Origin of the sequence: Serratia sp. Tan611 (assembly GCF_905188235.1) — a bacterium.
Taxonomy (GTDB): domain Bacteria; phylum Pseudomonadota; class Gammaproteobacteria; order Enterobacterales; family Enterobacteriaceae; genus Serratia_B; species Serratia_B rhizosphaerae.
This window is the reverse complement of sequence record NZ_LR994655.1, coordinates 193,971-219,673: the sequence shown is the minus strand read 5'-3', so window position 1 is coordinate 219,673 and position 25,703 is coordinate 193,971. Positions and strand designations below refer to the sequence as shown.

General features: G+C 60.4%; 24 protein-coding genes. 13 read left to right on the top strand and 11 right to left on the bottom strand.

Features of this window, described 5'->3' with window-relative positions; genetic code table 11:
- Positions 1–15: 15 nt before the first annotated feature.
- The 3 genes from panM to TAN611_RS00900 are packed head-to-tail and all read left to right on the top strand — an operon-like array spanning position 16 to position 3,672.
- Complete coding sequence (panM, locus tag TAN611_RS00910; protein WP_105229378.1) at positions 16–408, top strand: aspartate 1-decarboxylase autocleavage activator PanM; 393 nt, start codon at positions 16–18, stop codon at positions 406–408.
- The gene (locus TAN611_RS00905; RefSeq protein WP_203067104.1) at positions 405–1,622 is read left to right on the top strand and encodes a DUF3142 domain-containing protein; all 1,218 of its coding nucleotides are present in this window, start codon (positions 405–407) and stop codon (positions 1,620–1,622) included. Before panM ends, TAN611_RS00905 begins: the two co-directional genes overlap by 4 nt.
- Complete coding sequence (locus TAN611_RS00900) at positions 1,609–3,672, top strand: hypothetical protein (RefSeq protein ID WP_203067103.1); 2,064 nt, start codon at positions 1,609–1,611, stop codon at positions 3,670–3,672. The genes TAN611_RS00905 and TAN611_RS00900 overlap by 14 nt, the downstream gene beginning before the upstream one ends.
- 66 nt (positions 3,673–3,738) lie before the next feature.
- On the opposite strand, the gene rpoH is transcribed toward TAN611_RS00900, so the two are convergent.
- The 4 genes from rpoH to ftsY form a co-directional block, all read right to left on the bottom strand.
- Positions 3,739–4,596 (bottom strand): RNA polymerase sigma factor RpoH, encoded by an 858-nt coding sequence (gene rpoH / locus TAN611_RS00895; RefSeq protein WP_105229375.1) that lies wholly within the window; start codon positions 4,594–4,596, stop codon positions 3,739–3,741.
- A 393-nt stretch (positions 4,597–4,989) separates the two neighbouring features.
- A complete protein-coding gene (gene ftsX, locus TAN611_RS00890) occupies positions 4,990–5,943 on the bottom strand; it encodes a permease-like cell division protein FtsX (protein ID WP_105229374.1) in 954 nt (317 codons plus the stop codon).
- Positions 5,933–6,604: a cell division ATP-binding protein FtsE gene (ftsE, locus tag TAN611_RS00885; protein WP_105229373.1), complete on the bottom strand. Its 672-nt coding sequence runs from the start codon at positions 6,602–6,604 to the stop codon at positions 5,933–5,935. Before ftsE ends, ftsX begins: the two co-directional genes overlap by 11 nt.
- Positions 6,605–6,609: 5 nt before the next feature.
- Positions 6,610–8,334, bottom strand: coding sequence for a signal recognition particle-docking protein FtsY (ftsY, locus tag TAN611_RS00880; RefSeq protein WP_203067102.1), 1,725 nt, complete (start codon positions 8,332–8,334; stop codon positions 6,610–6,612).
- A gap of 254 nt (positions 8,335–8,588) precedes the next feature.
- Between ftsY and rsmD the strand changes: the two genes are divergently transcribed.
- Both rsmD and TAN611_RS00870 read left to right on the top strand, forming a co-directional pair.
- Positions 8,589–9,212 carry a 16S rRNA (guanine(966)-N(2))-methyltransferase gene (gene rsmD / locus TAN611_RS00875; RefSeq protein WP_105229371.1) on the top strand — a complete coding sequence of 208 codons (624 nt, stop codon included), beginning with the start codon at positions 8,589–8,591 and terminating at the stop codon, positions 9,210–9,212.
- The gene (locus TAN611_RS00870; protein ID WP_105229370.1) at positions 9,202–9,474 is read left to right on the top strand and encodes a DUF1145 family protein; all 273 of its coding nucleotides are present in this window, start codon (positions 9,202–9,204) and stop codon (positions 9,472–9,474) included. Before rsmD ends, TAN611_RS00870 begins: the two co-directional genes overlap by 11 nt.
- 10 nt (positions 9,475–9,484) lie before the next feature.
- Here TAN611_RS00870 and TAN611_RS00865 read toward each other — a convergent pair whose 3' ends face one another.
- Positions 9,485–9,841, bottom strand: coding sequence for a DUF2500 domain-containing protein (locus tag TAN611_RS00865; protein WP_105229369.1), 357 nt, complete (start codon positions 9,839–9,841; stop codon positions 9,485–9,487).
- A 197-nt stretch (positions 9,842–10,038) separates the two neighbouring features.
- Here TAN611_RS00865 and TAN611_RS00860 point away from each other — a divergent pair, with 197 nt between their 5' ends.
- The gene (locus TAN611_RS00860) at positions 10,039–10,665 is read left to right on the top strand and encodes a lysoplasmalogenase (protein WP_105229368.1); all 627 of its coding nucleotides are present in this window, start codon (positions 10,039–10,041) and stop codon (positions 10,663–10,665) included.
- Positions 10,666–10,696: 31 nt separating this feature from the next.
- Here TAN611_RS00860 and TAN611_RS00855 read toward each other — a convergent pair whose 3' ends face one another.
- Both TAN611_RS00855 and TAN611_RS00850 read right to left on the bottom strand, forming a co-directional pair.
- Entirely contained in the window at positions 10,697–11,011 is a 315-nt protein-coding gene (locus TAN611_RS00855) for an AprI/Inh family metalloprotease inhibitor (protein ID WP_232251578.1), read from the bottom strand.
- A gap of 158 nt (positions 11,012–11,169) precedes the next feature.
- On the bottom strand, positions 11,170–12,612 hold the full coding sequence (locus TAN611_RS00850) for a serralysin family metalloprotease (RefSeq protein ID WP_105233183.1): 1,443 nt from the start codon (positions 12,610–12,612) through the stop codon (positions 11,170–11,172).
- Between the two features lie 668 nt (positions 12,613–13,280).
- Here TAN611_RS00850 and TAN611_RS00845 point away from each other — a divergent pair.
- The 4 genes from TAN611_RS00845 to TAN611_RS00830 all read left to right on the top strand — a co-directional run bounded on the left by TAN611_RS00845 (position 13,281) and on the right by TAN611_RS00830 (position 19,073).
- Positions 13,281–15,596: a zinc/cadmium/mercury/lead-transporting ATPase gene (locus TAN611_RS00845; RefSeq protein ID WP_203067101.1), complete on the top strand. Its 2,316-nt coding sequence runs from the start codon at positions 13,281–13,283 to the stop codon at positions 15,594–15,596.
- A gap of 143 nt (positions 15,597–15,739) precedes the next feature.
- Positions 15,740–16,828, top strand: coding sequence for a hypothetical protein (locus TAN611_RS00840; protein WP_105233182.1), 1,089 nt, complete (start codon positions 15,740–15,742; stop codon positions 16,826–16,828).
- On the top strand, positions 16,828–17,952 hold the full coding sequence (locus tag TAN611_RS00835; RefSeq protein WP_105229365.1) for a BamA/TamA family outer membrane protein: 1,125 nt from the start codon (positions 16,828–16,830) through the stop codon (positions 17,950–17,952). Before TAN611_RS00840 ends, TAN611_RS00835 begins: the two co-directional genes overlap by 1 nt.
- Positions 17,953–17,978: 26 nt before the next feature.
- Positions 17,979–19,073 (top strand): DUF4056 domain-containing protein, encoded by a 1,095-nt coding sequence (locus TAN611_RS00830; RefSeq protein ID WP_234008606.1) that lies wholly within the window; start codon positions 17,979–17,981, stop codon positions 19,071–19,073.
- 17 nt (positions 19,074–19,090) lie between these two features.
- Here the strand turns inward: TAN611_RS00830 and tusA are convergent, their stop codons facing one another.
- Complete coding sequence (gene tusA, locus TAN611_RS00825; RefSeq protein ID WP_015344163.1) at positions 19,091–19,345, bottom strand: sulfurtransferase TusA; 255 nt, start codon at positions 19,343–19,345, stop codon at positions 19,091–19,093.
- A 268-nt stretch (positions 19,346–19,613) separates the two neighbouring features.
- Here tusA and TAN611_RS00820 point away from each other — a divergent pair, with 268 nt between their 5' ends.
- From TAN611_RS00820 to TAN611_RS00810, 3 genes are all read left to right on the top strand, one after another.
- Complete coding sequence (locus TAN611_RS00820) at positions 19,614–20,279, top strand: 7-cyano-7-deazaguanine/7-aminomethyl-7-deazaguanine transporter (RefSeq protein ID WP_105229363.1); 666 nt, start codon at positions 19,614–19,616, stop codon at positions 20,277–20,279.
- A gap of 39 nt (positions 20,280–20,318) precedes the next feature.
- Positions 20,319–20,750 (top strand): GNAT family N-acetyltransferase, encoded by a 432-nt coding sequence (locus TAN611_RS00815; protein WP_187043815.1) that lies wholly within the window; start codon positions 20,319–20,321, stop codon positions 20,748–20,750.
- A 156-nt stretch (positions 20,751–20,906) separates the two neighbouring features.
- Positions 20,907–21,470, top strand: a complete 564-nt coding sequence (locus TAN611_RS00810; protein WP_187043816.1) for a DcrB family lipoprotein — start codon at positions 20,907–20,909, stop codon at positions 21,468–21,470.
- Between the two features lie 41 nt (positions 21,471–21,511).
- Here the strand turns inward: TAN611_RS00810 and glpC are convergent, their stop codons facing one another.
- Genes glpC through glpA form a run of 3 tightly spaced genes read right to left on the bottom strand, consistent with a single transcriptional unit; the run spans position 21,512 to position 25,618 of the window.
- Positions 21,512–22,711, bottom strand: coding sequence for an anaerobic glycerol-3-phosphate dehydrogenase subunit GlpC (gene glpC, locus TAN611_RS00805; protein ID WP_187043817.1), 1,200 nt, complete (start codon positions 22,709–22,711; stop codon positions 21,512–21,514).
- A complete protein-coding gene (glpB, locus tag TAN611_RS00800; RefSeq protein WP_187044788.1) occupies positions 22,708–23,979 on the bottom strand; it encodes a glycerol-3-phosphate dehydrogenase subunit GlpB in 1,272 nt (423 codons plus the stop codon). The genes glpC and glpB overlap by 4 nt, the downstream gene beginning before the upstream one ends.
- A complete protein-coding gene (glpA, locus tag TAN611_RS00795; RefSeq protein WP_203067100.1) occupies positions 23,969–25,618 on the bottom strand; it encodes an anaerobic glycerol-3-phosphate dehydrogenase subunit A in 1,650 nt (549 codons plus the stop codon). The genes glpB and glpA overlap by 11 nt, the downstream gene beginning before the upstream one ends.
- Between the last annotated feature and the right edge of the window lie 85 nt (positions 25,619–25,703).

Sequence of the window (25,703 nt, the reverse complement as noted above, 5' to 3'; positions counted from 1 at the left end):
GTCCGGAAATGTTGCATGAAACTCACTATCGAACGGTTAACCGCGCTGTCCGCACAGGACCTGATCGATCTTGGAAAAATCTGGCCGCACCAGACAGCGGGGCAGTGGCAATCCTGGTTAACCGGCGAACGGGCGCTGTTTGGCGCACGCTTTAACGAACGCCTGTTAGGCGCGGTAAAGGTCTCGCTGGATGGCGACACGGCGCAGCTGCACGACCTGCTGGTGCGTGAAGTCACCCGCCGTCGCGGCGTCGGCCTCTATCTGGTGCAGGATATGCAGCGTCAGCTGCCGCAGGCTGCCCATTGGCAGCTCTCCACCGCCGATCTCGCCGCCCGTGAACGCGGTGAGGTGGAAAACTTTATGCGCGCCTGCGGCTTCAGCGTGCACGGCGAAATCTGGCAAAAATGAAACGCTGGGCGGCTGCGCTGTTGCTGGTTCTGCTAGCGTTCGGCGCCTGGTTAGCCGGGCGCCATCAGGCGCTGTCGGCGCCGCCGGTCTGGGATCAGCAGGTTTATTTGTGGCAACGGGTCTGGAGTACGCAGCACGCCCAGGCGCTGGCCGCCAGCCGCGATCTTTTTTCCAGCTTACGTATCCTCGCTCTGCAACTGCATCCGCGCGAAGGGTTGCGGGTGATGCCGGTCGATACCGCGCTGCTGAAGCAGGACGGCCGCCCGCTGTGGCTGGTGGCGCGTCTGGACGGTTCGCAGCCGCGCTGGGATGAGGAGCGGTTATATTCCCGGCTGCTGCAGCTAGTGCAGCAATACCGCGCCGCCGGGCTGTCCGTGGTCGGTATCGAGATCGATCACGACGCCGCCACCGCCCGCCTGCCGCAGTACCGCGATGCGCTCCGGCGCCTGCGCCGACAGCTGCCGGCAGACGTACAGCTGAGCATCACCGCACTGCCGGCCTGGCTCGACTCGCCGCAGCTGCCGGCCCTGCTGCGGCAGGTTGACAGCTCGGTGTTGCAATTACACGCCGTACTCTCCCCGCAGCAGGGGCTGTTTGACAGCCGGCTGGCGCTGCGCTGGACGCAGCGTTACGCCCAGGTGACCAATAAACCCTTCCGCATTGCTCTGCCGGCCTACGGCATGGGGTTGGTCGGCGTTGATGCGCAGGGCGCGCAGGTGGAGAGCGAGGCCTCACTGCGCGTGGCGGGCAGCCTGCGCGAGCTGACGGTCGCGCCGCAGCACATCGCTGACTTTCTGCAGCGGCTGTCTGCACATCCGCAACCGCATCTGCGGGGCGTGGTCTGGTTTCGCCTGCCGCTGGCCGGCGACCGCCGCGCCTGGTCGATGAATACCCTGCGCAGGGTGATCCGTCAGCAGCCTTTACACAGCCGCTGGCAGGTAAAAATGCGCCCGCAACCACAGCAAAACGGCCTGTATGATCTGATAATTGCCAATGATGGGCCAGCCGATGCGCCGCTGCCCACGGCGGTTACGCTGGCGGCCGGCGACTGTCTGGCCGCCGACGCGGTTGGCCGTTACCGGCTGGACGCAACGGCCACGCAGCTGCGTTTTATCCGCACCGGGGATGAGTTGGTGCGCGCCGGGCAATCACGCCCGCTAGGTTGGCTGCGCTGCCAACATCTGACGCCAGGAGGCATTCGTGTTACACCTTAATTTTCGCACCGCCCGGCCGCTGACGCTGAGCATCGCCATCGCCGCCACGCTGGGCGCGCCGTTGGCGCAGGCCTGCGGCCCGGATTTTCCCAACCGTCTGCTGCTCGACCGCAACGGCACGCTGCTGTCGATGCCAGAAGGCAATTTCACCTTTGAAACCAGCCGTCTGACGCCGATCGACCCGCAACTGCCGCGCTGGCAGGCACCGCCGCCGCCAGGCCCGATGAAACCGATGCCGCTGTCGCCGGAAACCGTCGCCATTAAACAGATGCGCGCTGCCAAAACCGTGGAAGAAGCCGACGCCGTCAACGGCCAGGTACTGTCCGCCGCCGCACGCCAGTACACGCTGGGTGCCGTCGCTTTTGCCGACCGCGATCCGCGCGCTGCGGACTACTTTCAGCAGGTGCTGGCCCTGCCGGATAGCGAGCAGGGAGCATGGGGGCTGCGCGCGCGCTACTCCCTCGGCCGGCTGCTGATGAACGATTACGGGACGCCGGAAGACGCCGATACCTCCGCCACGCCTCCTCGTCCGGACCCGGCGCAGCTGCGTCAGGCGCTGGCCGCCTTTCAGCAGGTTATCGACCGCGTGAAAAGCGGCAGCGACGATCCGGACCAACTGGCGCTCAGCAGCCTCGGGCAGCAGGCGCGCATCCATTTCTGGCTGGGTGATATCGGCCGCGCCGTACACCTCTATGCGCAGCAGGCGGCGCAGGGTGATGCGCAAGGTGGGCGGTCGCTGCAATATGTCGCCAGCTATCTGGTCGATCCGCAGCACTTCGAACAGCTGAAAAAGATCGTGGCCGATCCGCTGGTACAGCAGCTGGTGACCGTCGAGCTGTTCGCCCGCAGCGGCAACCTGCAGGCACAGGATAATGACAGTTCGCCCCCACGTTCGCAGCAGATTACCCAACGTTTGCTGACGCTGCTGGACGCCGAGACAAAAAGCGGCTTCAACGGCAGCGACCGCCTGGCGGCGCTGGCCTACCGATCCGGTAACTACCCGCTCGCCGCCAGTCTGCTGCGCCATGCCGGTGACTCCGGCCTTGCCTGGTGGCTGCGCGCCAAAATGGCGCTGCGCGACGGCAAGCTGCAGGACGCCACTGCCGCCTACGCCAAAGCGGCGGCCGCTTTCCCGGCGGATGAAAGCTGGGGTGAACAGCGCGGGAACAATTACGCGCAGGAAACCATTATCCCGGACTGCCGCATCGCCGGCGAACAGGCAATTCTGGCGCTGAACCGCGGCGATTATCTGCAGGCGCTGACGCTGCTGTACCGCAGTAAGGATCTGTATTGGGCGGATGTCGCCGACGTGGCCGAGCGGGTGCTGACGGTTGACGAGCTGAAAGCGTTTGTCGATAAGCAGGTGCCGCCGCCCAGTCAGCCGCTCAAACCGGAGGAGCCGAACGTGTATAACGGCCAGGTGCTGACGCCTGATATCCACCTGCGCCAGCTGCTGGCCCGGCGTCTGATGCGCGCCGGACGCTATCAGGAAGCGCAGAACTATTTCGCCGTGCCAAATTATCGCGCCGCCGCCCAGCAACTGGCGCAGCAGTTCAGCCTTGCGCGGCAAGGCAGCAATAGCAAACTGGCGCGAGCGCAGGCCTACTACCAGACTGCAACGCTGCTGCGTGAACAGGGGCTAGAGCTGACCGGCTATGAAATGACGCCGGACTACGGCATATATGGCGCTGGGTACTCTTACCTGGGCGACGCCTTCGACACCCGTGAGTTGACGCACAAAAGCTGGATCACCACGGCAGAGGCCGCGCGCGCCGCCAAGGCATTGCCGCCGCAGGACAACCGCTTCCTGCACTACCGCTGGCAGGCGGTAGCGGCGGCGCAGAAGGCTGCGGACTTATTGCCGCCGAAAAGCCAGGCGTACGGCGCGGTGCTGTGCAACGCCGCCAGTTGGGTGATCAAGCGCGATGCCAAAACCGGCCGCGCGCTGTATAAACGCTACCTCGCCAACGGCAAGCCGGATGCCGCCCTAAATAAGTTCGGCTATCAGTGCCCGGCGCCGGACTTCGATGCGTTAACCGCCAAGTCCTGAACCGCCGCGGCGGACGACAGGCATAAAAAAACCCGGCTCTGCCGGGTTTTTTGACTGCATCAGCAATTATGCTTCGATCGCCATTTTCAGTTTTTTCATGGCGTTCTTTTCCAGCTGACGCACACGCTCGGCGGAAACGCCGTAGCGGTCGGCCAGTTCCTGCAGGGTGGACTTGTTCTCATCGTCCAGCCAGCGGGCGCGAATAATATGTTGGCTACGCTCATCCAGACCTTCCAGCGCATAGGCCAGCTTGTCGGCGGCGTTGCTCTCCCAGTTGTCTTCTTCGATACCTTCGGCGAAGTCAGACGTTTTGTCCTGCAGGTACAGCACCGGCGCCATCGACTGGCCGTCGCGCGCTTCGTCGTCCGGCGTCGGGTCGAAGGTCATGTCCTGCGCCGCCATGCGGGATTCCATCTCGCGCACGTCTTTGCTGGATACGCCCAGCTCACGCGCCACCAGCTCGACTTCGTCCTGGTTGAACCAGCCCAGACGCTGCTTGGTTTTACGCAGGTTAAAGAACAGCTTGCGCTGCGCCTTGGTGGTAGCGACTTTGACGATACGCCAGTTACGCAGTACGTATTCGTGAATTTCTGCCTTGATCCAATGCACCGCAAAGGAAACCAGACGCACGCCAACTTCCGGATTAAAACGGCGCACAGCTTTCATCAGGCCGATATTACCTTCCTGGATCAGGTCCGCCTGCGGCAGGCCGTAACCCGAGTAATTACGGGCAATATGAGCGACAAAGCGCAGGTGAGACAGGATCAGCTGCTTGGCCGCATCCAAATCGCCCTGGTAATGCAGCCGTTCAGCCAGCTCCCGCTCTTCCTCTGCCGTAAGCATCGGATAGGCGTTGGCGGCCCGAACATAGGCTTCCAAGCTGCCTTGGGGTACTAAGGCTAAAGTTTGCATTTCTTTGGTCATTCAAACCCTCTCTCTAATAAAACCGATCGTACAGGTGACGATACTGCTGCTGCACATCACAACGCTGTTGCTGCCAAGCCTCTGTAAGGAGGTTTGTCGGTTGCCGATTGAGCCTGTTGAGTATCTGTTTGGCGGGGAGTCATTGATTTACGGTGATCATTGCAAAACGGTTCCACACGCCGGGCACCTTAACATTTGCTGCAATTTTTGACCGTGCTCTACCCTAAAAGTTCACCGTTTTTCGATCGCAATGTTCATGACAATACGCGATGAACTGACGGCCAGATAGGGAATTCGTGCGCTTGAGCAGAGGCGGGATCCCAGAAGATCCGAGATGGCTCTTCTCCTGCAACACGGCAAACGCAGCAGGAGAAGAGTATATCAAAAAATTTTTTACTGTGGTGTAAATCGGCGTAAATGTTGCACGGTGGCCAACCAGGCGGCAATCCAGCCGATCATCGCGGAGATGATCAACAACAGTAATGCCTCGTCCCAACCCAGCCCGTGCAGCGTAAAGGTGGTGCCGAACACCTTCGCCACGCCGGCCACCACCGACTCCAGCTGCCACACCAGCGCGCCGGACAGAATCAGCGACAGCAGCGCGCCGAAGAAGCCCAGCATCGCGCCGCCGTTAAGAAACGGCCGCAGAATAAAGCCGTCGGTCGCGCCGATAAGCTTCATCACGTTGATGGTGTCGCGCCGGCTAAAGATGCTCAGACGCACGCTGTTGCCGATCACCAGGAACACCGCCACCACCATCAGAATGCCGATAATGGCCGCCACCTGGCCCACCAGCCCGGTCAGCGCCGCCAGGCGGGCAAACCAGCTGTCGTCCATACGCACTTCATCCACGCCCTGCACCGCCGTTACGCGCTCGCGCAGCGTATTCAGGGTGTCTGAACTCTGGAAGTCCATTTTCGGCGTGATAATCGCCACCGCCGGCAGCGGATTCTCTTCCAGCATATCCAGCGCCCCGCCGAAGCCGGACCAGTTGCGGAACTCACCGAGCGCTTCTTCGCGCGACAGGTAGTTCACCTTCTCGACGCCCGCTTCAGCCTTGATGGTGTCCAGCACCTTGACCGCAGCGTCATCGTCGAGCGATTTATCGAGATACACCGTCAGCTGCGGTGTCGGATACCATTGGGTTGCCGCCGTGCTGACGTTTTTCCACACGATGTAGCACACGCTCGGCAGCGTCAGGGAGATGGCGATCACCATCACCGTCAGCAACGTCGCCAGCGGCTGACGCAGCATGTCTTTGATCGCATTCATCCACGCATAGCGCCACTGTTCGCGCCAGCCGCCGCGCAGCGCCTTGCTCTTGGCGGTTTTTTTACTATTCGCCATGCTGCGCTCCTCCTATCATGCGGCCCTGGCTGAGCGTCAGAATACGGTAATTGCGGCGGGCGATCAGCCCGGTGTCGTGGGTCGCCATCAGGACGGTTACCCCAACGCGGTTAAACTCTTCAAACAGGCGCAGGATGCCTTCCGACAGCGCGTCGTCCAGGTTGCCGGTCGGTTCATCCGCCAGCAGCACCGCCGGTTTGTTCACCACCGCACGGGCGATGCCCACGCGCTGCTGTTCACCGCCGGACAGCTGGATCGGAAAGTTCTTCGCTTTGTCCAGCAGGCCTACCTTGTCCAGCGCCGCCGACACGCGACGGCGGATATCTTCGCTGCTGGCGCCGGCGATAATCAGCGGCATCGCCACGTTGTCATACACCGTGCGATCCAGCAGCAGATGGTGGTCCTGGAAAATCATGCCGATCTGGCGGCGCAGGAACGGCACCTCGCTGTTTCTCAGCCGGCTGATGTCATGACCGGCGAACCAGATATGGCCGGCGCTCGGCCGTTCGATGCCGCATATCAGCTTCAGCAGGGTACTCTTACCCGCCCCGGAATGGCCGGTCAGAAACGCCATTTCTGCCGGGCGCAGATGAAAATCCACCCCCTGCAACGCCTGACGCCCGCCCAGATAAGCTTTACTGACCTGTTCAAAGCGAATCATCCGTATTAATCCTCTCGGGCAAAAAGTGCCTCAATAAAATCGTCAGCCTTAAACGGCCGCAAATCTTCGATGCCTTCGCCAACGCCGATATAGCGAATCGGAATGCCGAACTGATCGGCAATGGCGAAGATCACCCCGCCCTTGGCGGTACCGTCCAGTTTAGTCAGCGTGATGCCGGTTAACCCTACGGCTTCATTAAATAATTTCGCCTGGCTGACCGCATTTTGACCGGTACTGGCGTCCAGCGTCAGCATAACCTCATGGGGGGCGTCCTCGTCCAGTTTTTTCATTACCCGGACGATCTTCTTCAACTCTTCCATCAGGTGGGCTTTATTCTGCAAACGTCCGGCGGTATCGGCAATCAGTACGTCGACGCCGCGCGCTTTGGCCGCCTGCACCGCATCAAAGATCACCGAAGCGGAATCAGCGCCGGTATGCTGCGCCACCACCGGAATGTGATTACGTTCGCCCCACACCTGCAGCTGCTCTACCGCTGCGGCGCGGAAGGTATCCCCCGCCGCCAGCATCACCGACTTGCCCTCGGCCTGGAACTGACGCGCCAGTTTACCGATAGTGGTGGTTTTGCCGACGCCGTTAACGCCAACCATCAGAATGACATACGGCGTTTTACCACCGACATCCAGCGGTTGATCAACCTTGGCCAGAATTTCGGACATTTCCTCCTTCAACTTGCCGTACAGCGCTTCAGCGTCTTTCAGCTGTTTACGGCTGGCGTGCTGAGTGAGGGAACTGATGATTTTACTGGTGGTTTCCACGCCAACATCGGCGATCAGCAGCTGTTCTTCCAGCTCTTCAAACAGATCGTCGTCGATCTTCTTGCCGCGGAACAGGCCGACAAAACCGGACCCCAGGTTCTGTTTGGTCTTAACCAGGCTGCGTTTCAGGCGGGCGAAGAAGCCTTCTTTGGTCGGCCGCTCCTGTTCCTGCGACGCCGCCGGCGCTACCGCCGCGACCTCCGGTTCAGCTTCCGCAACCGGTTCAACTTCTGCAACCGGTTCAACTTCTACAACCGGCTCAACTTCGACAACCGGTTCAGCTTCCGCAACCGGTTCAGCTTCGACAACCGGTTCAACTTCTACAACCGGCTCAACTTCGACAACCGGTTCAGCTTCTACAACCGGTTCAGCTTCCGCAACCGGTTCAGCTTCCGCTTCCGGTTCAACTTCGACAACCGGCTCAGCTTCTACAACCGGCTCCGCTTCCGGTATGGCGCGTTCGGGCTGCGGCGCATGTTCCGGCGCCGCGTCCTTCTCCACCAGCAGCTCGGCGATGGCCGGCGCGGCCGTGTCGATGCTCTCGGCAGGTTTGGCATCGCTTGCCGTCATATCATCGGCCTGCGGTGCATCCGCTTCCGCCTGCGGCATCACCGCCTCAACGATCTCGTCCTGCGTATACACCGGCGCAGCGCTTTCCGACGCCGTCTCAGCGTCTTCTTCCTGTGCTTCTGCCGCCGGCGTAGCGTGCGCCGCAATATCCGGCACATTTTCGGCAACCTGTTCGGTGCTGCCGTCCCATTCGCCCGGCAGATCGACAGAAGCGGCAGGCTCGGATTCCTGCGCGGGGAGCTTATCATCCAGCGTGGTCGCCGGCGCAGGTTCTACCGCCGCCGCTTCAGGCTCGGCCTGTTCAGCCTGTGGTTCCGGCTGTTTCTCTTCTTTTTGGCCGAAACCCAGCCAGGAGAAAAACCCACGTTTCTTTTCTTTTGCCATGCTGTGACCCTAACTCCGTACCAATGGCTGAATAACGAAAATAATTTAACCCCCGAGTCTATCACTTTCCCTCGCGGAGCAACACGCATCCGGCAGGTGAAAATCCGCCAATGGCCGTTGCTCGACGCCTCTTCGCCGGCACATCCCGCCGCATAAACCGCAAATTGCCAGACAGCGCGCTATTTCCCCGGGACGCTCTCCCCGTTAGAATAGCGTTAACTTTTCTCGATCTGCGAAATACATTAAGACTTTTTATGGCAAGACTATCGTCACGGCCCGCGCCCCGCAAAGCGCAGGCGGCCGCGGCCGGACAAATCCGCATTATCGGCGGCCAGTGGCGCGGACGTAAATTACCGGTGCCGAACAGCGCCGGGCTGCGGCCTACCACCGATCGGGTGCGTGAGACGCTGTTTAACTGGCTGGCGCCGGTGATTCAGGGCGCGCGCTGTCTGGACTGTTTTGCCGGCAGCGGCGCGCTGGGGCTGGAAGCGCTGTCACGCTATGCCGGCAGCGCCACGTTGCTGGAATTCGAACGCCCGGTTGCCCAGCAGCTGGAAAAAAATCTGGCGCTGCTTAACGGCAACGGCCAGGTGATCAATACCAATGCGCTGAGCTGGCTGGCCAACGCCGGCGCAGCCTATGACGTCGTATTCCTCGATCCGCCGTTCCGCAAGGGGCTGCTGGCGCAAACCGTCAACCTGCTGGAGCAGCAAGGCTGGCTGGCCGATGAGGCCTGGGTATACGTGGAGGCCGAGGCCGAAAGCGCCGCGGCCGACGTGCCGGCCAACTGGGCGCTGCACCGTGAAAAGGTCGCCGGACAGGTGGCCTATCGTCTTTATATTCGTTCCGCCAAAGAGAAAACTGAAAATGCTGATTAATCTGGGTCGCCTGCTGATGTTATGCGTATGGGGCTTCCTGCTGACCAACCTGATTCACCCGTTCCCCAAGCCGCTGAAGTACTTTATCGACGTGGCGCTGTTCTTTATGGTGATAATGCACGGGTTTCAGGTGATGCTGTTGAAATCCACCCAGCCGAAGGATCAGCCCATCAGCTACTGGCAGGAAGCCAAAATATTTATTTTCGGCGTGTTTGAGCTGCTGGCCTGGCAGAAAAAACAGCCGCCGCTGAAGAAGAAGTAACCTTCCGCATTTACCGCTGCGCGGTAAAAGAGATAAAGCGCGTGCCCTGCATCTTCAGGGTGCCGTGCGCACCGGGCGTTATCGGGTCATACTGCGGCTGCTTCAGCCGCACCACAATATTTTCACCACCGCGCTGCGGCTGAAAGGTCACCTCATAGCGCATCGCTTCATTGACGATATGCTCACGCTGGCGCGAGCGGTTGGTGCTGGCCGCAAAGGCGCGTTTGTCGCTCACCACAACCTGCGTGGCGCGCACCGGCTCGCGGTCGTTCGCCGCCTCCTGCTTACGCTGGCTGAAGTAACGCTGCGTTGCCAGTACGGCAATCAGCGCCACCACGGCGATAAAAATCAGCGGTGGTTTACTCATCTCTTTCCCATTCCCTTCGCCGCTAAAAGCGGGTAAACATAGCACTCAGTGAAAAACCTTACCGCACCGCAACGTGCTTCTCTATAGCCGGACAAATAACATCGCGGTCCTGATTCCAGGTATACACTGAAGAAGTGACGCAGGTGACATTTTTCGCGCCGCCCGATTATGGCGCTGATGACTAATAAGGAAGATATATGAGTTGGCCATTCCTTGCCGTATTCTTTTCCGGTTGGTTATACGTTGACGCCGCCTATCGCGGCCCGAGCTGGCAACGCTGGGTGTTCAAACCCGTCACGCTGCTGCTATTGCTGCTGCTCGCCTGGCAGGCGCCGGTGCTCGGCGCCGCCGGTTATCTGATCGTCTTTGGCCTGCTGGCAACCCTGGCGGGCGATGCCTTGCTGCAGTTGCCCCGCCAGCAGATACTGTACGCCCTCGGCGCATTCTTCCTTGCTCATCTGTTGTATGCCCTCAGCTTCGCCAGCCAGATGACCTTCAGCCTGTTCTGGCCACTGCCGCTGGCGCTGCTGATTATCGGCGTGCTGCTGCTGGCGGCGCTGTGGACGCGGATCGCCGAGCAGCGCTGGGCGGTCGTTGCCTACGTCGGCATGACGCTGCTGATGGTCTGGCTGGCCGGGGAACAATATTTCCTGCGCAGCACCGACTACGGTTTCTCGTTGCTGACCGGCACCTCGTTACTGCTGCTGGCAAGCATTGTCTGGCTGGTGAGCCATTATCGCACCAAGTTTCGCGCCGCCGACGCTATCGTCGCCTTCTGTTATTTTGTCGGCCACTTCCTGATCGTGCGTTCGCTCTATCTGTAAGCTTACGGGTTCGCAGCCGCGAACCCGCCATTCAGTCCAGCGCCTTCAGCGTCAGGCCGTCCTCATCGCCGATGCGGTGGCGATAAATATCGCCGTCACGTGAAAAAAACGCCAGCGTGCTGCCGTCGGCCTGCAGCAGCGCGATACCGTCCGGTGCGGGACGCCAGCCGGCCGCCGGCGCGCTCAGCAGCGTCTGCAGACACTGCTGCGCATCCTGCAGCTGATAACCGTTGGCAGCCGGCTGTTTGTCAGCCCGCAACGCAACCCGGCACTGTGTGTCGCCCTTGGCGACCTGCCACTCACCCGCCAGCGACTGCGCGGAAGGAAGAACCAAACTGCTGGCCATAGCGGCTCCTGTCGTTATGCAATATGTCATCATCGCGGCCACCGCCAGGGTGGCGCGCATCCGTCGTTTGCTCATGGTCTGTTCACCGTAAACGTGGCGGGCGCGGCACAAGGGCCGTACCCGTCCTGCCGGTCAACCGGCAACTGCCTGATTACTGCCTAGACGATAAAATCGGTGGCTACATCCGCCTGCCCAACGATTTTCACCAGGAAATCCGGCGTACTATGCCCGCCGAAGTCCACCGCCAAATCGCTGACATTGTTGGCGGCATCATAAGTCAGCAGAGCCTCACCCGCCGCACCGCTGAACTGGTCGACAAAGTGAATCGCATCACCGCCCTTGTTAAAGTATGACAGATCGATTTTATCGATACCCTTCTGAAAGTCACGGATCCAGTCCGGCGCATCCGGGGTGGAGTCACCGACGGCAGAGAACACAAAGGTGTCATTGCCGGCGCCACCCCACAGCTCATCGGCACCGCCGCCGCCGAACAACACGTCATTGCCCGCACCGCCTTTCAGCACGTTGTCGGCCTGATTGCCGACCAGCACGTCGTTGCCGGAGCCGCCGATGGCGTTCTCAATGGTCACGCCGGCCGCAATCGACACGTTGCCCTTCAGCCCGCCAACGTCGGAGAATGACGTCTCGTTCAGGTTGATGCGCTGGTCAGCGCTATAGCCGGAGAAGTCAAAGGTATCGTTACCGCCGGCATCCCACACGGAGAAGATCACTTTTTCCGCGTTGCTGCTGGTGCTGAAAAAGTCGCGATCGGTGTTGGAGTTAAAGCCGTATACCGTATCACCGGTACGGGTGCTCATATTGGCGCCGTACAGGTGCTGGATCGCCGAAATGTCATCCAGCAGCGGGCCGGCGGCATAATGGCCGCCGTTGTCGCCGCCGGTGTTGCTTTCGCTCCAGTAGCTCATCAGGCTGAACATGCGGCTGTCTTCCGCATAGCTGGCGTCACGATAGGAAGGGTTGCCCTGGCCGGCATTGTAGTCGCCAGGGTGGCTCAGCCCCAAGGCATGACCGATTTCATGGGTAAAGGTCTGACGGCCGTAATCTTCAGAGGCCGGATGCTGAATATTGGACTGGTTAATGTTGTACCAGCTTTGACCAGAGACGCTGCCGGAGCCCGGCAGCCAGGCGTAGGCCTGGGTGTCATAGTCGGTCTGGCCGTACTGATCCTGGCTGTAGTTGCCGAAGGTAATGTTGGCTTTTTGCGTGCCGGACACCTCGGTAAAAGTGATATTGGCCACATCAGACCAGGACTGCAACGACAGTTTGGCCTGCTGCTGCTGTTCAGCGCTGAACTTGCTTAAGCCGCGATCGCCGCCGTCATTGGCGGAATTGAACTGATAGTCGGGAAATGAGAAGGTCAGTTTTACCGGGGTATCAAATACGCCTTTTCCATTCCAGGTTTGGTTAGTGCGGGTAATATATAACCCGGCCTCTTCAGTAGAAAATGAGTCCTTGCCATTAACTTGAATCCCATTACCGCGTTGGTGATAATGCAGTAAATCATTAACGGCATCATAACCAGTTTTGGTCGCCGCCAGGCTGGATTCATTTACTTCTATCGCTTTTTTCTTCGATTGCATTGGTTCGATTCCACGCATTATTTGATCGTTAACGATCAAATAGATAAACATAACCTTCCCTGTTACTGCGTAAGTACATCCCGCAGATCTCTGGGAAGACGCGTATGCGCCAGTGATGGCTTGAATAGATAAGGAATTAATACATAACAATCAGTAAATAAGATCACCATCCCAAATGGTAATCGTTTCCAAGTATAGGTAGCGATATTGAATGAATCTCAGAATTAAAAACTTTTTAAATGCTTTACGAAAGTGTTTTTATCTAGAAAAACATGAAACAAACACATATGAAACACAAAAATAACGACAAGAAAGAGACAAAGCCCAATAAGAACGCCACGTCGGGCAACGAGTGTTTCATGCTGGCACTTTTCATATTGCCTGAAGTTTTATTTCATTAAATGATAAATTGATCACAAATATTATTTTGAACACAAACTAAATATCCACAACGAACATATTTGACGTGCTAAAAATAAAATATAGAAAGCAAAATAATGACTAAATCAATAATAAAAACCTCTGGATTGAGTTTCATATTATTAGCATGCTAAACAAAGCCGGCCTGATTAATTAATCACTCGTCTATTTTATTCCCCTTGACTCTGGAGTTGGCTCCAAGGTGTAAAGTTTGCCACGATAATGATCGTTAACTGCCTGGGGGCGTTATGCATACTCATAAAGAACATCAGCACCACGAACACAACCACTATGACGGCGGCTGCGGTTGCAACCACAGCCACGCCAAAACCCAACACGGCTGCAGCAGTGAAAAACCGGCTGACGCCGCAGGCCACGCCTGCAGCGACGGCCACCAGCATCAGCACGGCGCAAGCTGCTGCGACAGCGGCGACCCGGATGAGGAAAGCGACAGGTTAGCCGCCGCTCCCCCAGCCGGCAGCCAGCGTTTTAGTTGGAAGGTCAACGGCATGGACTGCCCAAGCTGCGCCAAAAAAATCGAGAATGCCGTCACCGCCGTACCCGGTGTCAGCAACGCACGCGTACTGTTTGCCACCGAGAAATTAGTGGTGGATGCGCAGAGCGATATCAGCCAACGCGTGCAGGAGGCCGTCGCACAGGCCGGCTTTACCCTGCTTGGCATCGGCGGCCAGCCGCAGACGGCGCCGGGCAACGAATCACGTTTTGCACCCTACTATCCTTTGTTGCTGCTGACGGCACTGATGATTCTCAGTTGGGCGCTCGACCGCATCAACCCGCAATGGGGCAGCATCGCCTTTATCGCCACCACGCTGGTCGGGCTGGCGCCGATCGCGCGCAAAGCGCTGCGTTTAATCCGCTCCGGTACGCCGTTCGCCATTGAAACCCTGATGAGCGTCGCCGCCATCGGCGCGCTGTTTATCGGCGCTACCGCCGAAGCCGCCATGGTACTGCTGCTGTTTATGGTCGGCGAACTGCTGGAATCCTATGCCGCCAACCGGGCGCGACGCGGCGTCACCGCGCTGATGGCGCTGGTGCCGGAAGAGGCGGTGCTGCTGAGCGGCAGCCAGCGCCGGCGCGTACCGGTCAGCAGCCTGCGGCCGGGCGATGTGATTGAAATCGCCCCCGGCGCCCGGCTGCCGGCCGATGCCGAGCTGATCGACCCGTTCGCCAGCTTTGACGAAAGTGCACTGACCGGCGAGTCCGTACCAGTGGAACGCCAGCAGGGAGAAAAAGTGGCGGCGGGCAGCCTGTCGGTCGATCAGTCGGTGCAGATGAAAGTGGTCTCCGAGCCGGGCAAGAATGCCATCGACCGCATCCTGCAGCTGATTGAAGAGGCGGAAGAACGCCGCGCGCCGATTGAGCGCTTCCTTGACCGCTTCAGCCGCTACTACACGCCGGCAATCATGCTGCTGTCGCTGGCCGTCATTCTGTTGCCGCCGCTGCTGTTTTCCCAGCCATGGGAAACCTGGATTTATCGTGGCCTGACGCTGTTACTGATCGGTTGCCCGTGCGCGCTGGTGATTTCAACGCCGGCGGCCATCACCTCCGGCCTGGCGGCGGCCACCCGCCGCGGCTCATTGATTAAAGGCGGCGCCGCCCTGGAACAATTGGGACAGGTGCAAACCATCGCGTTTGATAAAACCGGCACCCTGACCGAAGGTAAACCGACAGTCACCGACGTGCTGCCGATCGGCGCGCTGAGCGAACAGCAACTGCTGACGCTGGCGGCTGCGGTCGAAGCCGGTTCACATCACCCGTTGGCGCAGGCGATCGTTCGCCGGGCCGAACAATATGGCACACCGCTGCCGCTGGCCGACAGCCGTCGCGCGCTGGCCGGCGTGGGCATCGAGGGGCAGCTTGACGGCAAAACGGTGCGCATCAGCGCGCCGGCCAAACTGGCGCCGGGGCTGCTGGACATTACCTGGCAAACGCGTCTGGAACAGTTGGAAAGCGAAGGGAAAACCGTGGTAGTGGCGCTGGAGGATAATCAGCCCGTCGGCCTGTTGGCCCTGCGCGATACGCTGCGTAGCGACGCGCGACAGGCGATCGCCGAGCTCAGCCAAATGGGCATCAGCGGCGTCATGCTGACCGGCGACAACCCGCGCGCGGCGGCCGCCATCGCCCGTGAGCTGGGTATCGACTACCGCGCCGGGCTACTGCCGGAAGATAAGGTCACGGCGGTGACGGAACTGAGCCGGCAACGGCCGACGGCGATGCTCGGCGACGGCATCAACGATGCGCCGGCCATGAAAGCCGCCAGCATCGGTATTGCCATGGGCAGCGGCACCGACGTCGCACTGGAGACCGCCGATGCGGCGCTGACGCACAACCGCCTGCTGGGCATCGCCGAGATGGTACGCATCTCACGCGCCACCCACGCCAATATCCGGCAAAACATCACCATTGCGCTGGGGTTGAAGGCAATCTTCCTGGTCACCAGCCTGTTGGGCTTCACCGGGCTGTGGCTGGCGGTGCTGGCCGACTCCGGCGCCACCGCGCTGGTGACGCTGAATGCGATCCGGCTGTTAAAAATCCGTCAGTGATCTTATTGTGCTCCGCGCCACGCGCGGAGCACAATAGGCGCATTTAATGTACGCCTACACGCCCTTAGTTATTATATCCTTACGCTCTTACCATAAGAATACTCTGCTTTTTTAAACGTATTCACATGCAAAGAGCCTGAATGATGAAACCCTTTAACTATAAAAACGTTATTTTCGTTCCCGTTGCTTTGTTTTCAGCGGTAACATTTGCGCAACAACCCACTTCTGAAGACACCGAACGGCTGATTGACAACGCCCAGCGCCCCGCTTTTTCCCAAGGCGCATTGCCGGCGGCCAGCCAGCAGGACGTCACACCGCCAACCCAGCCGGTCACACCGCAATTGCAATCACAGTCGCAACATCACATGCTGCCTTTCTGGGGCGATGAAGCGCGCGCCCGCGGTTACGACCTGCCGGAAACCTTCGGTATCGGCATTAACCATATGAATATGCGGCAGAATATTGAGGTCAGCAGTATCGCCTTCTCCGGGTTGGGTTGGGACACCTTCCAGATGCCGGGCGACCTGTTTAATATCAAAGCCGAAAACAGCCGCGAGAAAAGTAAAACCGAAACGATGCGTCTCGACGCCTGGGTGTTACCGTTCCTGAACGTCTACGGCATCGTCGGCCATACCCGTGGCAGCTCCCACTCGATCGTCTCCGTCGATGCCGATCCCAGCCAGTACACCAATCTGATGGACAGGATCATCGCCTCAGCAGTGCACCAAATGAACAAAAGCGGTCAGCTGAAAGATCTGGATTTCAATCTGGATTTTAAAGGCACTACCTACGGCGCCGGCTTTACGCTGGCCGGCGGTTACGAAAACTGGTTCGCGACGCTGGACACCAACTACACCCGTACCGACTTCAACATTCTCGACGGGCAAATTTCGGCGCTCACCGTGACGCCGCGCGTCGGCTACCGTTTCCAGATGCCGGGCATCAGCGGCACCAGCCACCTGAACCTGTGGGTCGGCAGCATGTATCAGGACGTGCAGCAAGAGTTTAAAGGCAGCCTGGGGGATCTGAATATGCCGGCCGCTCTGCAGCCGCTGATCGCTATCGCCAACCAGCGCGGTGAAGGGCGCTTCCGGGTCAAGCAACACCTGCAGTCACCGTGGAACGTGCTGGTCGGCGCGCAATATGAGATCACCCGGAACTTCAACGTGATGACGGAAATCGGCTTTAGCGAGCGCAACAGTGCGATGGTTTCCGCTGAATACCGCTTCTGATGTTACGCTGGCTTCCCCTTCTGCTGTTGACGGTGCAAACGGCGGCCTGCGCCGTGCTGCCCAGCCGGCAGCAGATTGACGACCTGCTGCGCCCGCTGGGCGCAGACAACCATTTTGACCACCGTAAGACCATCGACTGGGGCGTACTGCCGGGGCCGTTCTATACTCCGGAACTGGGTCTGGGCATTGGCACCGCCGTGGTCGGCATGTATCGCCCGGACAGCAGCGACAGCGTCAGCCAAAACTCTACGCTGGCGCTCAAGGGCTTTTTCAGTTCGACCGGCGCGTTCGGCATGGGCTTTGAAAACTACAGCTTCTTTGCCAACGACCAGTGGCGTTTTTTCACCACCGGCAGCATGAAAAATATGCCCACCTATTACTGGGGCACCGGCTATCAGGCCGGCCGGCATGATAGCAACAAGGAGAAATATACCCAGCAGTCGCTGCAGGTCGCGCCTGTCGTGATGTACCGCATTGCCGATGCTACCTACCTGGGACTCGGCTGGGATTTCTCCTCAACCCACGCCGACGATCCGGACAACGGCGACCACAGCCTGTTTCTGTCGGAAGCGGCCGGGCCGTCTTCGATCAGTTCCGGCGTCAGCGCGCATTTCAGTTACGATACGCGGGACTTTGTCGCCAACGCCAGCCGTGGACAGTACTTCAACCTGACCTACACCCATTTCGCCCCTGAACTAGGCAGCGACAGCCGGTTCGAAACGCTGGAATCGCAGTACAATCTGTACCATAGTCTGAGCGCCAAAAGCGTACTGGCACTCGATCTCTACGGCCGTTTTGCCAGCGGCGAAGTGCCATGGGATCGCCTGTCGGAGCTGGGCAACGATAACCGTATGCGTGGTTACTATCAGGGACGCTACCGCGATCGCAACGCCTTCAGCGGGCAGATCGAATACCGCCGCAAGCTCAACTGGCGGCACGGCTATGTGCTGTGGGCCGGCACCGGCACCATGAGCCGCGACGCCGGCGAGCTGGGACGGGACTGGCTGCCGACCGTCGGTGCCGGCTACCGTTTTGAGTTTAAACCTCGGATGAACGTACGCCTCGACTTCGGCGTCGGGCGTCAGAGCAGCGGGTTCTATTTTCAGGTAGGAGAAGCTTTTTAATGCGTTATAGTGCGCTGATATTCATCATGTTTCTGAATACGGCACAGGCCGTCGCGGCGACGGAAACCACTATCACAGCGCAACCGACCCGCGCCACGCGCATCGCCTGGCCGGTAACGCCCCCGCTGTCCGCGCCGGACGGGTTGCGGCCATGCTGCGCCTTCGGCTTCGATCTCAAGGTTCAGGCGCTGGGCATTCCGGTGCCCTTTTATCAGTTGGGTAACGTGGTGGACGCCAATCAGCTTGGCCATCACCGCTATAACGACAGCGCCTTCGGCGCCGTCAGCAATGTGCTGGGGCTGAGCAGCGAGCGGGACGGTCTGCTGTACACCCGCCGCGGCGGGTTTATCGATATCGCCCACGTACGCGACACCGCCGACAACACCCTGTACCTCTTCAGCCAGATCCTGCCACGGCTCGGCCAACGCTGGCAGCTCTCCCTGGGGGAGGAGCTGGCGCAGCGGCGGATTCAGCTCAACGCCTTTACGCCGCCGACAGACGCGGCACAGCGCTATACGCTGGCGGCCTATCTGGCAGGGAAACTGGCGTACCAGCTGGCCGCCTGGCATGAAATCGCCCAGTGGTACGGTTACCAGTCCGTACCCGGTTTTTCCGAGGAGATCTCCGCCTTTTCGCCGGAAGATCTCTATTCCAACCTGCTGGGCGCGCGGCTGGCGATCGATGCAATTTTACAGGGCGGCGCGGTTTCGGTCGGCAGCTATAACCGGGCGATGGAAAGCCTGCTGCCTGCGGCGCTTAATCAGCTTGGCGCGGTATCCGCCACGCAGACCCGGCGGCAGCTGGCCGCTATCGACGGCGACTGGTGGGACAGCCACCGGCGGGTGCCGGAAAAATTTTTGGTGTTGAAACGCAACTATGACACCGGCGACAACCGTCTGCCGACGCCGGTGCCGTTCGAACGCACCGCGCCGCAGCGCCTGATGCTGCCGCAGCAGCGCTACGGCATTCCGTTGGATGATATCGGAGAGTTACAACTCTGGCCGGGCAGCTCCCCGCGTCATCTGCCGCCGCCGTCGCCCTACTATACGGCGAAAGACTTCAGCGCCCTGGCGCTGCACGCCCGGGCCGAAGACGCCCGGCAGATACTGGAAAAGCGCTGACGGGCGGCACGCCGGCCTCAGGCAGCAGCGGTGCCCTTACGCAGCAAATAGCGGTAAGGGGTCTGCTCAGTCTCCTGCGCCACCAGCGTATGCTCCATAAAACGGCAGAAGCCGGGGATATCGCGGGTGGTGGCCGGATCGTCGGCAATGATCAGCAGCGTTTGGCCATTGTCCATATGGCGTACGGTTTTACGCACCATCATGACCGGTTCTGGACAGCGCAGGCCAAGCGCATCGAGCGTTTGGTCTGCCTGGGAAAAGATGTCACTCATGTTATTAATCTCGATCAACTACGATCGGCGAACGCTCGCCGGATCTCATAACGGCATAGTTTACGCCGGTGGTTTTTCTGTGCAACATGCGTTAACGTTTGCGTGTATTTTAACCGCACCGTTGATTGCATTGGTTGCGCAAACGCGTATCATGCGCCGCGCGGCTGACAAAAAAAGCGGCCGTACAATTTATTGATCGCCCCGCACACTGCAGGGTGAACATCGTCGGTATGGGTTCCCTCACCCCATTCATTCAAAAAGGTCATTTATGTACGCTTTTACTCCGCAACAGCGCACCGGCGCGTTGCTTTGGCTGTCGCTGTTCCACATCCTCATCATTACCTCCAGCAACTATCTGGTGCAGCTGCCGATTACCATTTTCGGCTTCCACACCACCTGGGGCGCTTTTACCTTTCCATTTATTTTTCTCGCTACCGATCTGACCGTGCGCATTTTCGGCGCGCCGCTGGCCAGAAAGATCATTCTGGCGGTGATGGTGCCGGCGCTGTTTATCTCTTACGTGATTTCCACCGTGACGTTTCAGGGCGAATGGCAGGGGCTGGCGGCGCTGGGTCAGTTCAACCTGTTTGTTGCACGCATCGCAGTCGCCAGCTTTATGGCCTATGTGCTCGGCCAGATCCTCGATGTGCACGTGTTTAACCGCCTGCGCCAGCGCAGCGCTTGGTGGGTCGCGCCCGCCGCCGCGATGTTCCTCGGCAATATCAGCGATACGCTGTCGTTCTTCTTTATCGCCTTCTACCAGAGCAGCGATCCGTTTATGGCCGCCCACTGGGTGGAAATCGCCCTGGTGGATTACAGTTTCAAGGTGATGATCTGCCTGCTGTTTTTCCTGCCGATGTACGGCGTGCTGCTGAACATGCTGCTGAAATATCTCGCCAGCCGTCATCAGAACGGCGCGCTGCAGACCAGTTAAGCTATGATGGCGGTCTGCGCAATGACGGAGGCCGCCAAGATGTTAACCACCCGCCCTGCCACGCTGGCACAAATCCAGCAGATCTATCAGCACATCCCCGAGTTTGCCGCCGCACACAGCCTGCAGGATCTGCAGCTGCGCATCGGCGACGCCGCGCATTACGCGCTGATTGCCGAGCTGGACGGTCAGCCGGTCGGTTTCAAGCTGGGTTATCAAACCGGTGACGATACCTTCTACAGCTGGCTGGGCGGCGTGCTGCCCGCCTTCCGCCGCTGCGGCGTCGCCGGACGGTTGCTGGAAGAGCAGGAGCGCTGGGCGCGCATGCAGAGCTTTACCCGGCTGACGGTGAAAACGCGCAATCAATTCCGCGCGATGCTGACGCTGCTGGTCAGCCGCCACTATCAGATTATTGCGCTGGAAAAGAAGGGCGAAGTGGCTGATTATCGGCTATTACTGGAAAAAATTTTATGACAACATCCTTCTTGCATTTCGCTGCTCAATAGGTTGCGATCGAGCAAAGAGACACGCGATCCGTCATACTTCAGGTAACAGGAACCTTAGCGTTATGCGCTGCCCTGCATTTGCATGATTCAGGGTATAACCCGTGAAGAAAAGGAAGAAAGCCCAATGCGTAAAGTAGCAAAATTAATGGGTATCAGCCTGCTGGTACTTGGCCTGGCAGCCTGCGACGGCGACACCAAAGACGCGCAGGCACCGGCCGGCGACGCCGCCAGCAGCAGTGCGGCCGCACAACAGGTGAATTTGCTGGACGGTAAACTGGCGTTTACCCTGCCGACCGGCATGTCCGACCAAAGCGGCAAGCTGGGCAATCAGGCCAACAATATGCACGTGTATGCCGACAGCACCGGCCAGCGCGCGGTGATCGTCATTCTGGGCGATAAGACCGCCGAGAGCCTGGAAACGCTGGCGCAGCGTCTGGAAACCACGCAGCGCGCACGCGACGCCAACCTGCAGGTAGTGACCAATAAGGCCATCGAGGTCGACGGCGTTCCGCTGCGCCAGCTGGACAGCATCCTCAGCAGCGGCGGCGAGAAAGCCTACTCATCTATCCTGATCGGCACGCTGGACAACCACCTGCTGACCATTCAGGTGACGCTGCCGGCGGATAATCAGCAGCAGGCGCAGACCGACGCCTCCGCGATTATCAACACGCTGAAGCTCAAGCAGTAATCCTCCGCGGGCCGGCGCAGCCGGCCCCGTTCTCCCCCGCGTTAGGCCAGCGCCTGCGCCAGCAGCGTGATCGGATGTTCGCAGCGCTTGCTGGTCGACATTTCAATCTGCCATTTGCAGGTTTCACAATCGGTAATCACCAAATCGACGCCGCTCCGCTCAATCTGCTGAAACAGCGATGCGCCGATACCCTGCGAGGTGGCGTAATTCTCCGATTTAAAACCGTACGTGCCGGCAATGCCGCAGCACTGCGAATCCAGCACCACCAGCTCCAGCCCGGGGATCTGCCGCAGCAGTTCCAGGGTGTAGGCCGTCCAGCCCATTTTCTCCATATGGCACGGCGTATGGTAGGCCACGCGCAGCGGCGTATGGCGCAGCGGCAGCGTCCGCCCTTCGCTCAGCAAACGATAGAGGTAACGCGTCGCCAGCTCCACGCGGTCACGCACCGCCGTGGTGTCCACGCCTAACAGGTGCGGATACTCATCGCGCAGGGTAAAGGTGCAGCTCGACGAGGTCGCCACCACCGGCATGCCCTGCTCCAGCACCGTCTGGCGCAGGGATTCGGCGTTCACCGTCGCCTGTTTTTTCGCCTGTTCGATAAAACCGTTGGCGATCAGCGGCACGCCGCAGCACTTTTCCCGCTGCAGCAGCTGAACGCCGATCCCCATGGCGTTAAACACGCGGATCAGATCCTTGCCCAGCTGCGGATGGTTGTAGTTAACAAAGCAGCCGTGGAAAAACGCCACCTGCTCGGCATAGCCCCGCTGCTGCTGCGCCTGCTGACGATACCAGCGGCGGAAGGTGCCGAACGAGTACTTCGGCAGCGTGCGGCGATGGTCAATTTTCAGCGCCTTATCCAGCAGTTTGCGCACCGGTTTCAGACCGGTGGCGGCATTGACGATCGGCGCGAACGGCGTCGACAGCGAACCCATGATGTCGGTATGGCTGAGGATGGCGTCGCGCAGGCTCGGTTTGCTCTGGCTCAGATCGGCACGCGCCCGCTGAATAATATCGCCGATTTTGACCTCCGACGGGCAGGCCACTTCGCAGCGTTTGCAGTTGGTGCAGTACTTCAGCGCTTCGTCATACAGCGCCGGATCCTTCAGCCGCAGACGCTCGCCGTCCGGTCCCGCCTGCTTCGGCCCCGGATAGAGCGGATTCACCTTGGCCACCGGGCAATAGGTGGTGCAGACGGTGCATTTGATGCAGCTTTCAAAGCTGTTATCGCTCGTCAGGCTCATGCGTCCCCTCCCTGTTCAACAATATGTCGGGCGACATGCAGCGCCCCCAACAGCGACACGCCGGCACCGCATCCCTGCTGCAGCGGATCGTAGCCGCCGGTCACCGCGCCGATGGCGTACAGGTTATCCAGCGCCTGCCCCTGCCTGACGGCTCGCAGTTGCGCGTCGGTGCGCACGCCGAACTGCAGATAGGGTTGCGGCGCGAACAGGTCGCGCTGACACCAGTCGGCGCGCTCGGCGCGGTCGTAAACATCCAGCCCGAAGACCGGCTCGCGGATGCCGTTGATATCCGAACTCAGGCCGTTACTGAAGAAACTGCCGCCGGCCAACACCAGCTGCGGCGCCCGCAGCGGAATATCGCCGTGGTTACGGGTATACAGCGCCGTCACCCGCCCGCCGTCAAACTCGGCGCGCAGCGCGCGATCGCCGGGCATCAGCACGCCGCCCAGCTGCACCAGACGCTGACGCAGCGCCTGGTGCAGGCGCATACCCAACACCGAAGGCGGCAGAGTCGGCAACAGCATTACCGGCTTGCCCAGCCGCTGTTGCAGCGCCTGCAGCGCACGGTCATCCTCCAGTCCCAGGCAGGCCGGCAGGAATACGGCCTCCGCCTCGTCCGCCAGCCGCCGGATTTCCTCCGCCAGCGCGGCATGTTGTTCCGGCATATCCAGCACCCGGGCGATATTGACCGCGCGGAATTCGCTGGGGTTATTGCGCAGACGGTCGAGCGCTGGCAGATGCAGATAGCCGACACGAACGTCAACGCCCTGCTGGCGCTGCAGCGAGCTGGCCGCCAACTGCGGCTGGAAATCCAGAAAGCCTTCGATGCCCAGCAGCGCGATGCTGCGCCACGGCAGCGGCGCGTCCAGCGGCGTGGTCGGCACCGCCTGCGGACTGAGCCAGGTCGCCCGCCGCGTGCCCAGCGGCGTAACGCGCAGATGGTTCATCCGGCTGTCGCCCTGCATCGCCAGGCCGCAGCGCTGCAGCAGCTGCTGCGCCTCGTTCGCCAGCGCGGCCACCTGCGACGCGCCTATCAGGCTGTAAGGGTGCTGCGGCGCCTGCTGCGCCAACGCAGGCAGCGCGTCGAGCGGCGCCGCCACCGGCGTGCCGTCCGGCAACTGCGCCAGCAGATCCAGCGAACCGGAGGCAAAATAGAGCGCGCTCTGCCCGTTGCTCACCACCGCGCAGCGCCGGCCCTGCTCGCTCAGACGCAACGCGCAGCTCAAGCCCGCCAGTCCGCCGCCGATCACCACGACATCAAATTGCATCATCCGCCTCCTGTTTGCCGTCGCCGCACTCATCCAGCCCGCACAGTCCCTGATAGACCCAACTGGTGAACTCGCTTTCGCGCAGCGCATCGCCCCAGGCGATCGGCCGCACGCCTTTCCAACGTTCGTTCAGAAAATGGGAGAGCTGGGTGATGGACTGCTGCGGCGTGCTGACGTTAAAACGGGAAAGCAGGCCGGCGGCGCGACAGGCGCACAGCTCGCCCTGACAGGTGCCCATTCCCACGCGGGTGCGGCGGCGTAAATCCACCAGATTATTGACCGTCAGCGACTCTACCGCGTAGCGCACTTCGCCGGCGGTCACCGCTTCGCATTCGCACACCAGGCTGGTATCGAGGCGATTCTCGGCCGGCACCAATCCGGCGCGGTCGCCGTGGCGATACACCGCCGAACCGCGAATGCTGGCCGGCAGCGACACCACGCGGCGCACGGTTTCTTCCGCCGACTGACGCGAGCCGGGCAGCGCCTGTTCCGCGGTGGTGCAGCGGGCGTTGACGGCGAGTTTTTCGCACACCAGGTCGGTGGCCCACTCCGCCATCAGCCGGTAGGTCATCAGCTTGCCGCCGGTGATGGTGATAAAGCCTTCCAGGCCGTCGCGCTGCGCATGGTCGAGCAGCGCAATGCCGCGGCTGACGTTACGCCCGGACGGATCGTCATCGCTGGCCACCAGCGGCCGCACGCCGGCATAGGCGCGCAGAATACGGGTCTGCGCCATCGCGGGCGCCAGCAGCGCCCCTTCACGCATCAGCGTATCCACTTCCTGCGGCGTCACCAGCATGTTGTCGATCTGATCGTAATCAATGTGCGTCGAGGTGGTGCCGATCAGCGAGATGGTGTCGCCCGGCACCAGAATGTCGGCGTCCGCCGGTTTACGGCAGCGGTTGATCACCATGTTGTTAATGCGATGGCCGAGGATCAGCAGCGCCCCCTTCGCCGGGAACATGCGCACGCGCAGATCGGCGTATTCGGCAATTTGCTGGCCCCAGATGCCGGCGGCGTTGACCACCACCTCGGCATGAATTTCATACTGACGCCGCTGCTGATGGTCGTAAACGCGCACGCCGCGCACGCGATCGCCCACGCGCAACAGCCCCACCACCTGATGGTAGGTCAGGATCTGCGCGCCCTGTTCGCGCGCGTCCAGCATATTGGCAGCGGTCAGCCGGAAAGGGTCGACCGTGCCGTCCGGCACCCGCACGGCGCCGATCAGCACCGGGTTGGCCGCCGGCTCCAGGCGCAGCGCCTGCTGCGGATCAATCGCCTGTGCGTCAATGCCGGCCTGCTGACAGGCCTGGATAAACTGTTGCTGATACGCCAGCGAATCCTGCGGCAGCGTGATGAACAGGCCATCGGTGCGCTCGATGCAGTGATGCGCAATACGTTTCAGAATGCGGTTTTCTTCAATGCACTCGCGGGCGGATTCGCCGTCGGTCACCGCATAACGCGCGCCGCTGTGCAGCAGGCCGTGGTTGCGCCCGGTGGCGCCGGTGGCGATATCGTGACGCTCCAGCAGCAGGCAGCGTAAGCCGCGGCGCGCGCAGTCGCGGGCAATGCCGGCGCCGGTCGCGCCGCCGCCTATAATGATGACATCCGTTTCAGTTACCGGTGAAGCGTGGCTCATTTCCACCCCCAATGACGCTGATTATGGGGCTATTGATCCATAGTTAGTGTGGAATTTGTTTGATAAGGAACAATAACGAACATAA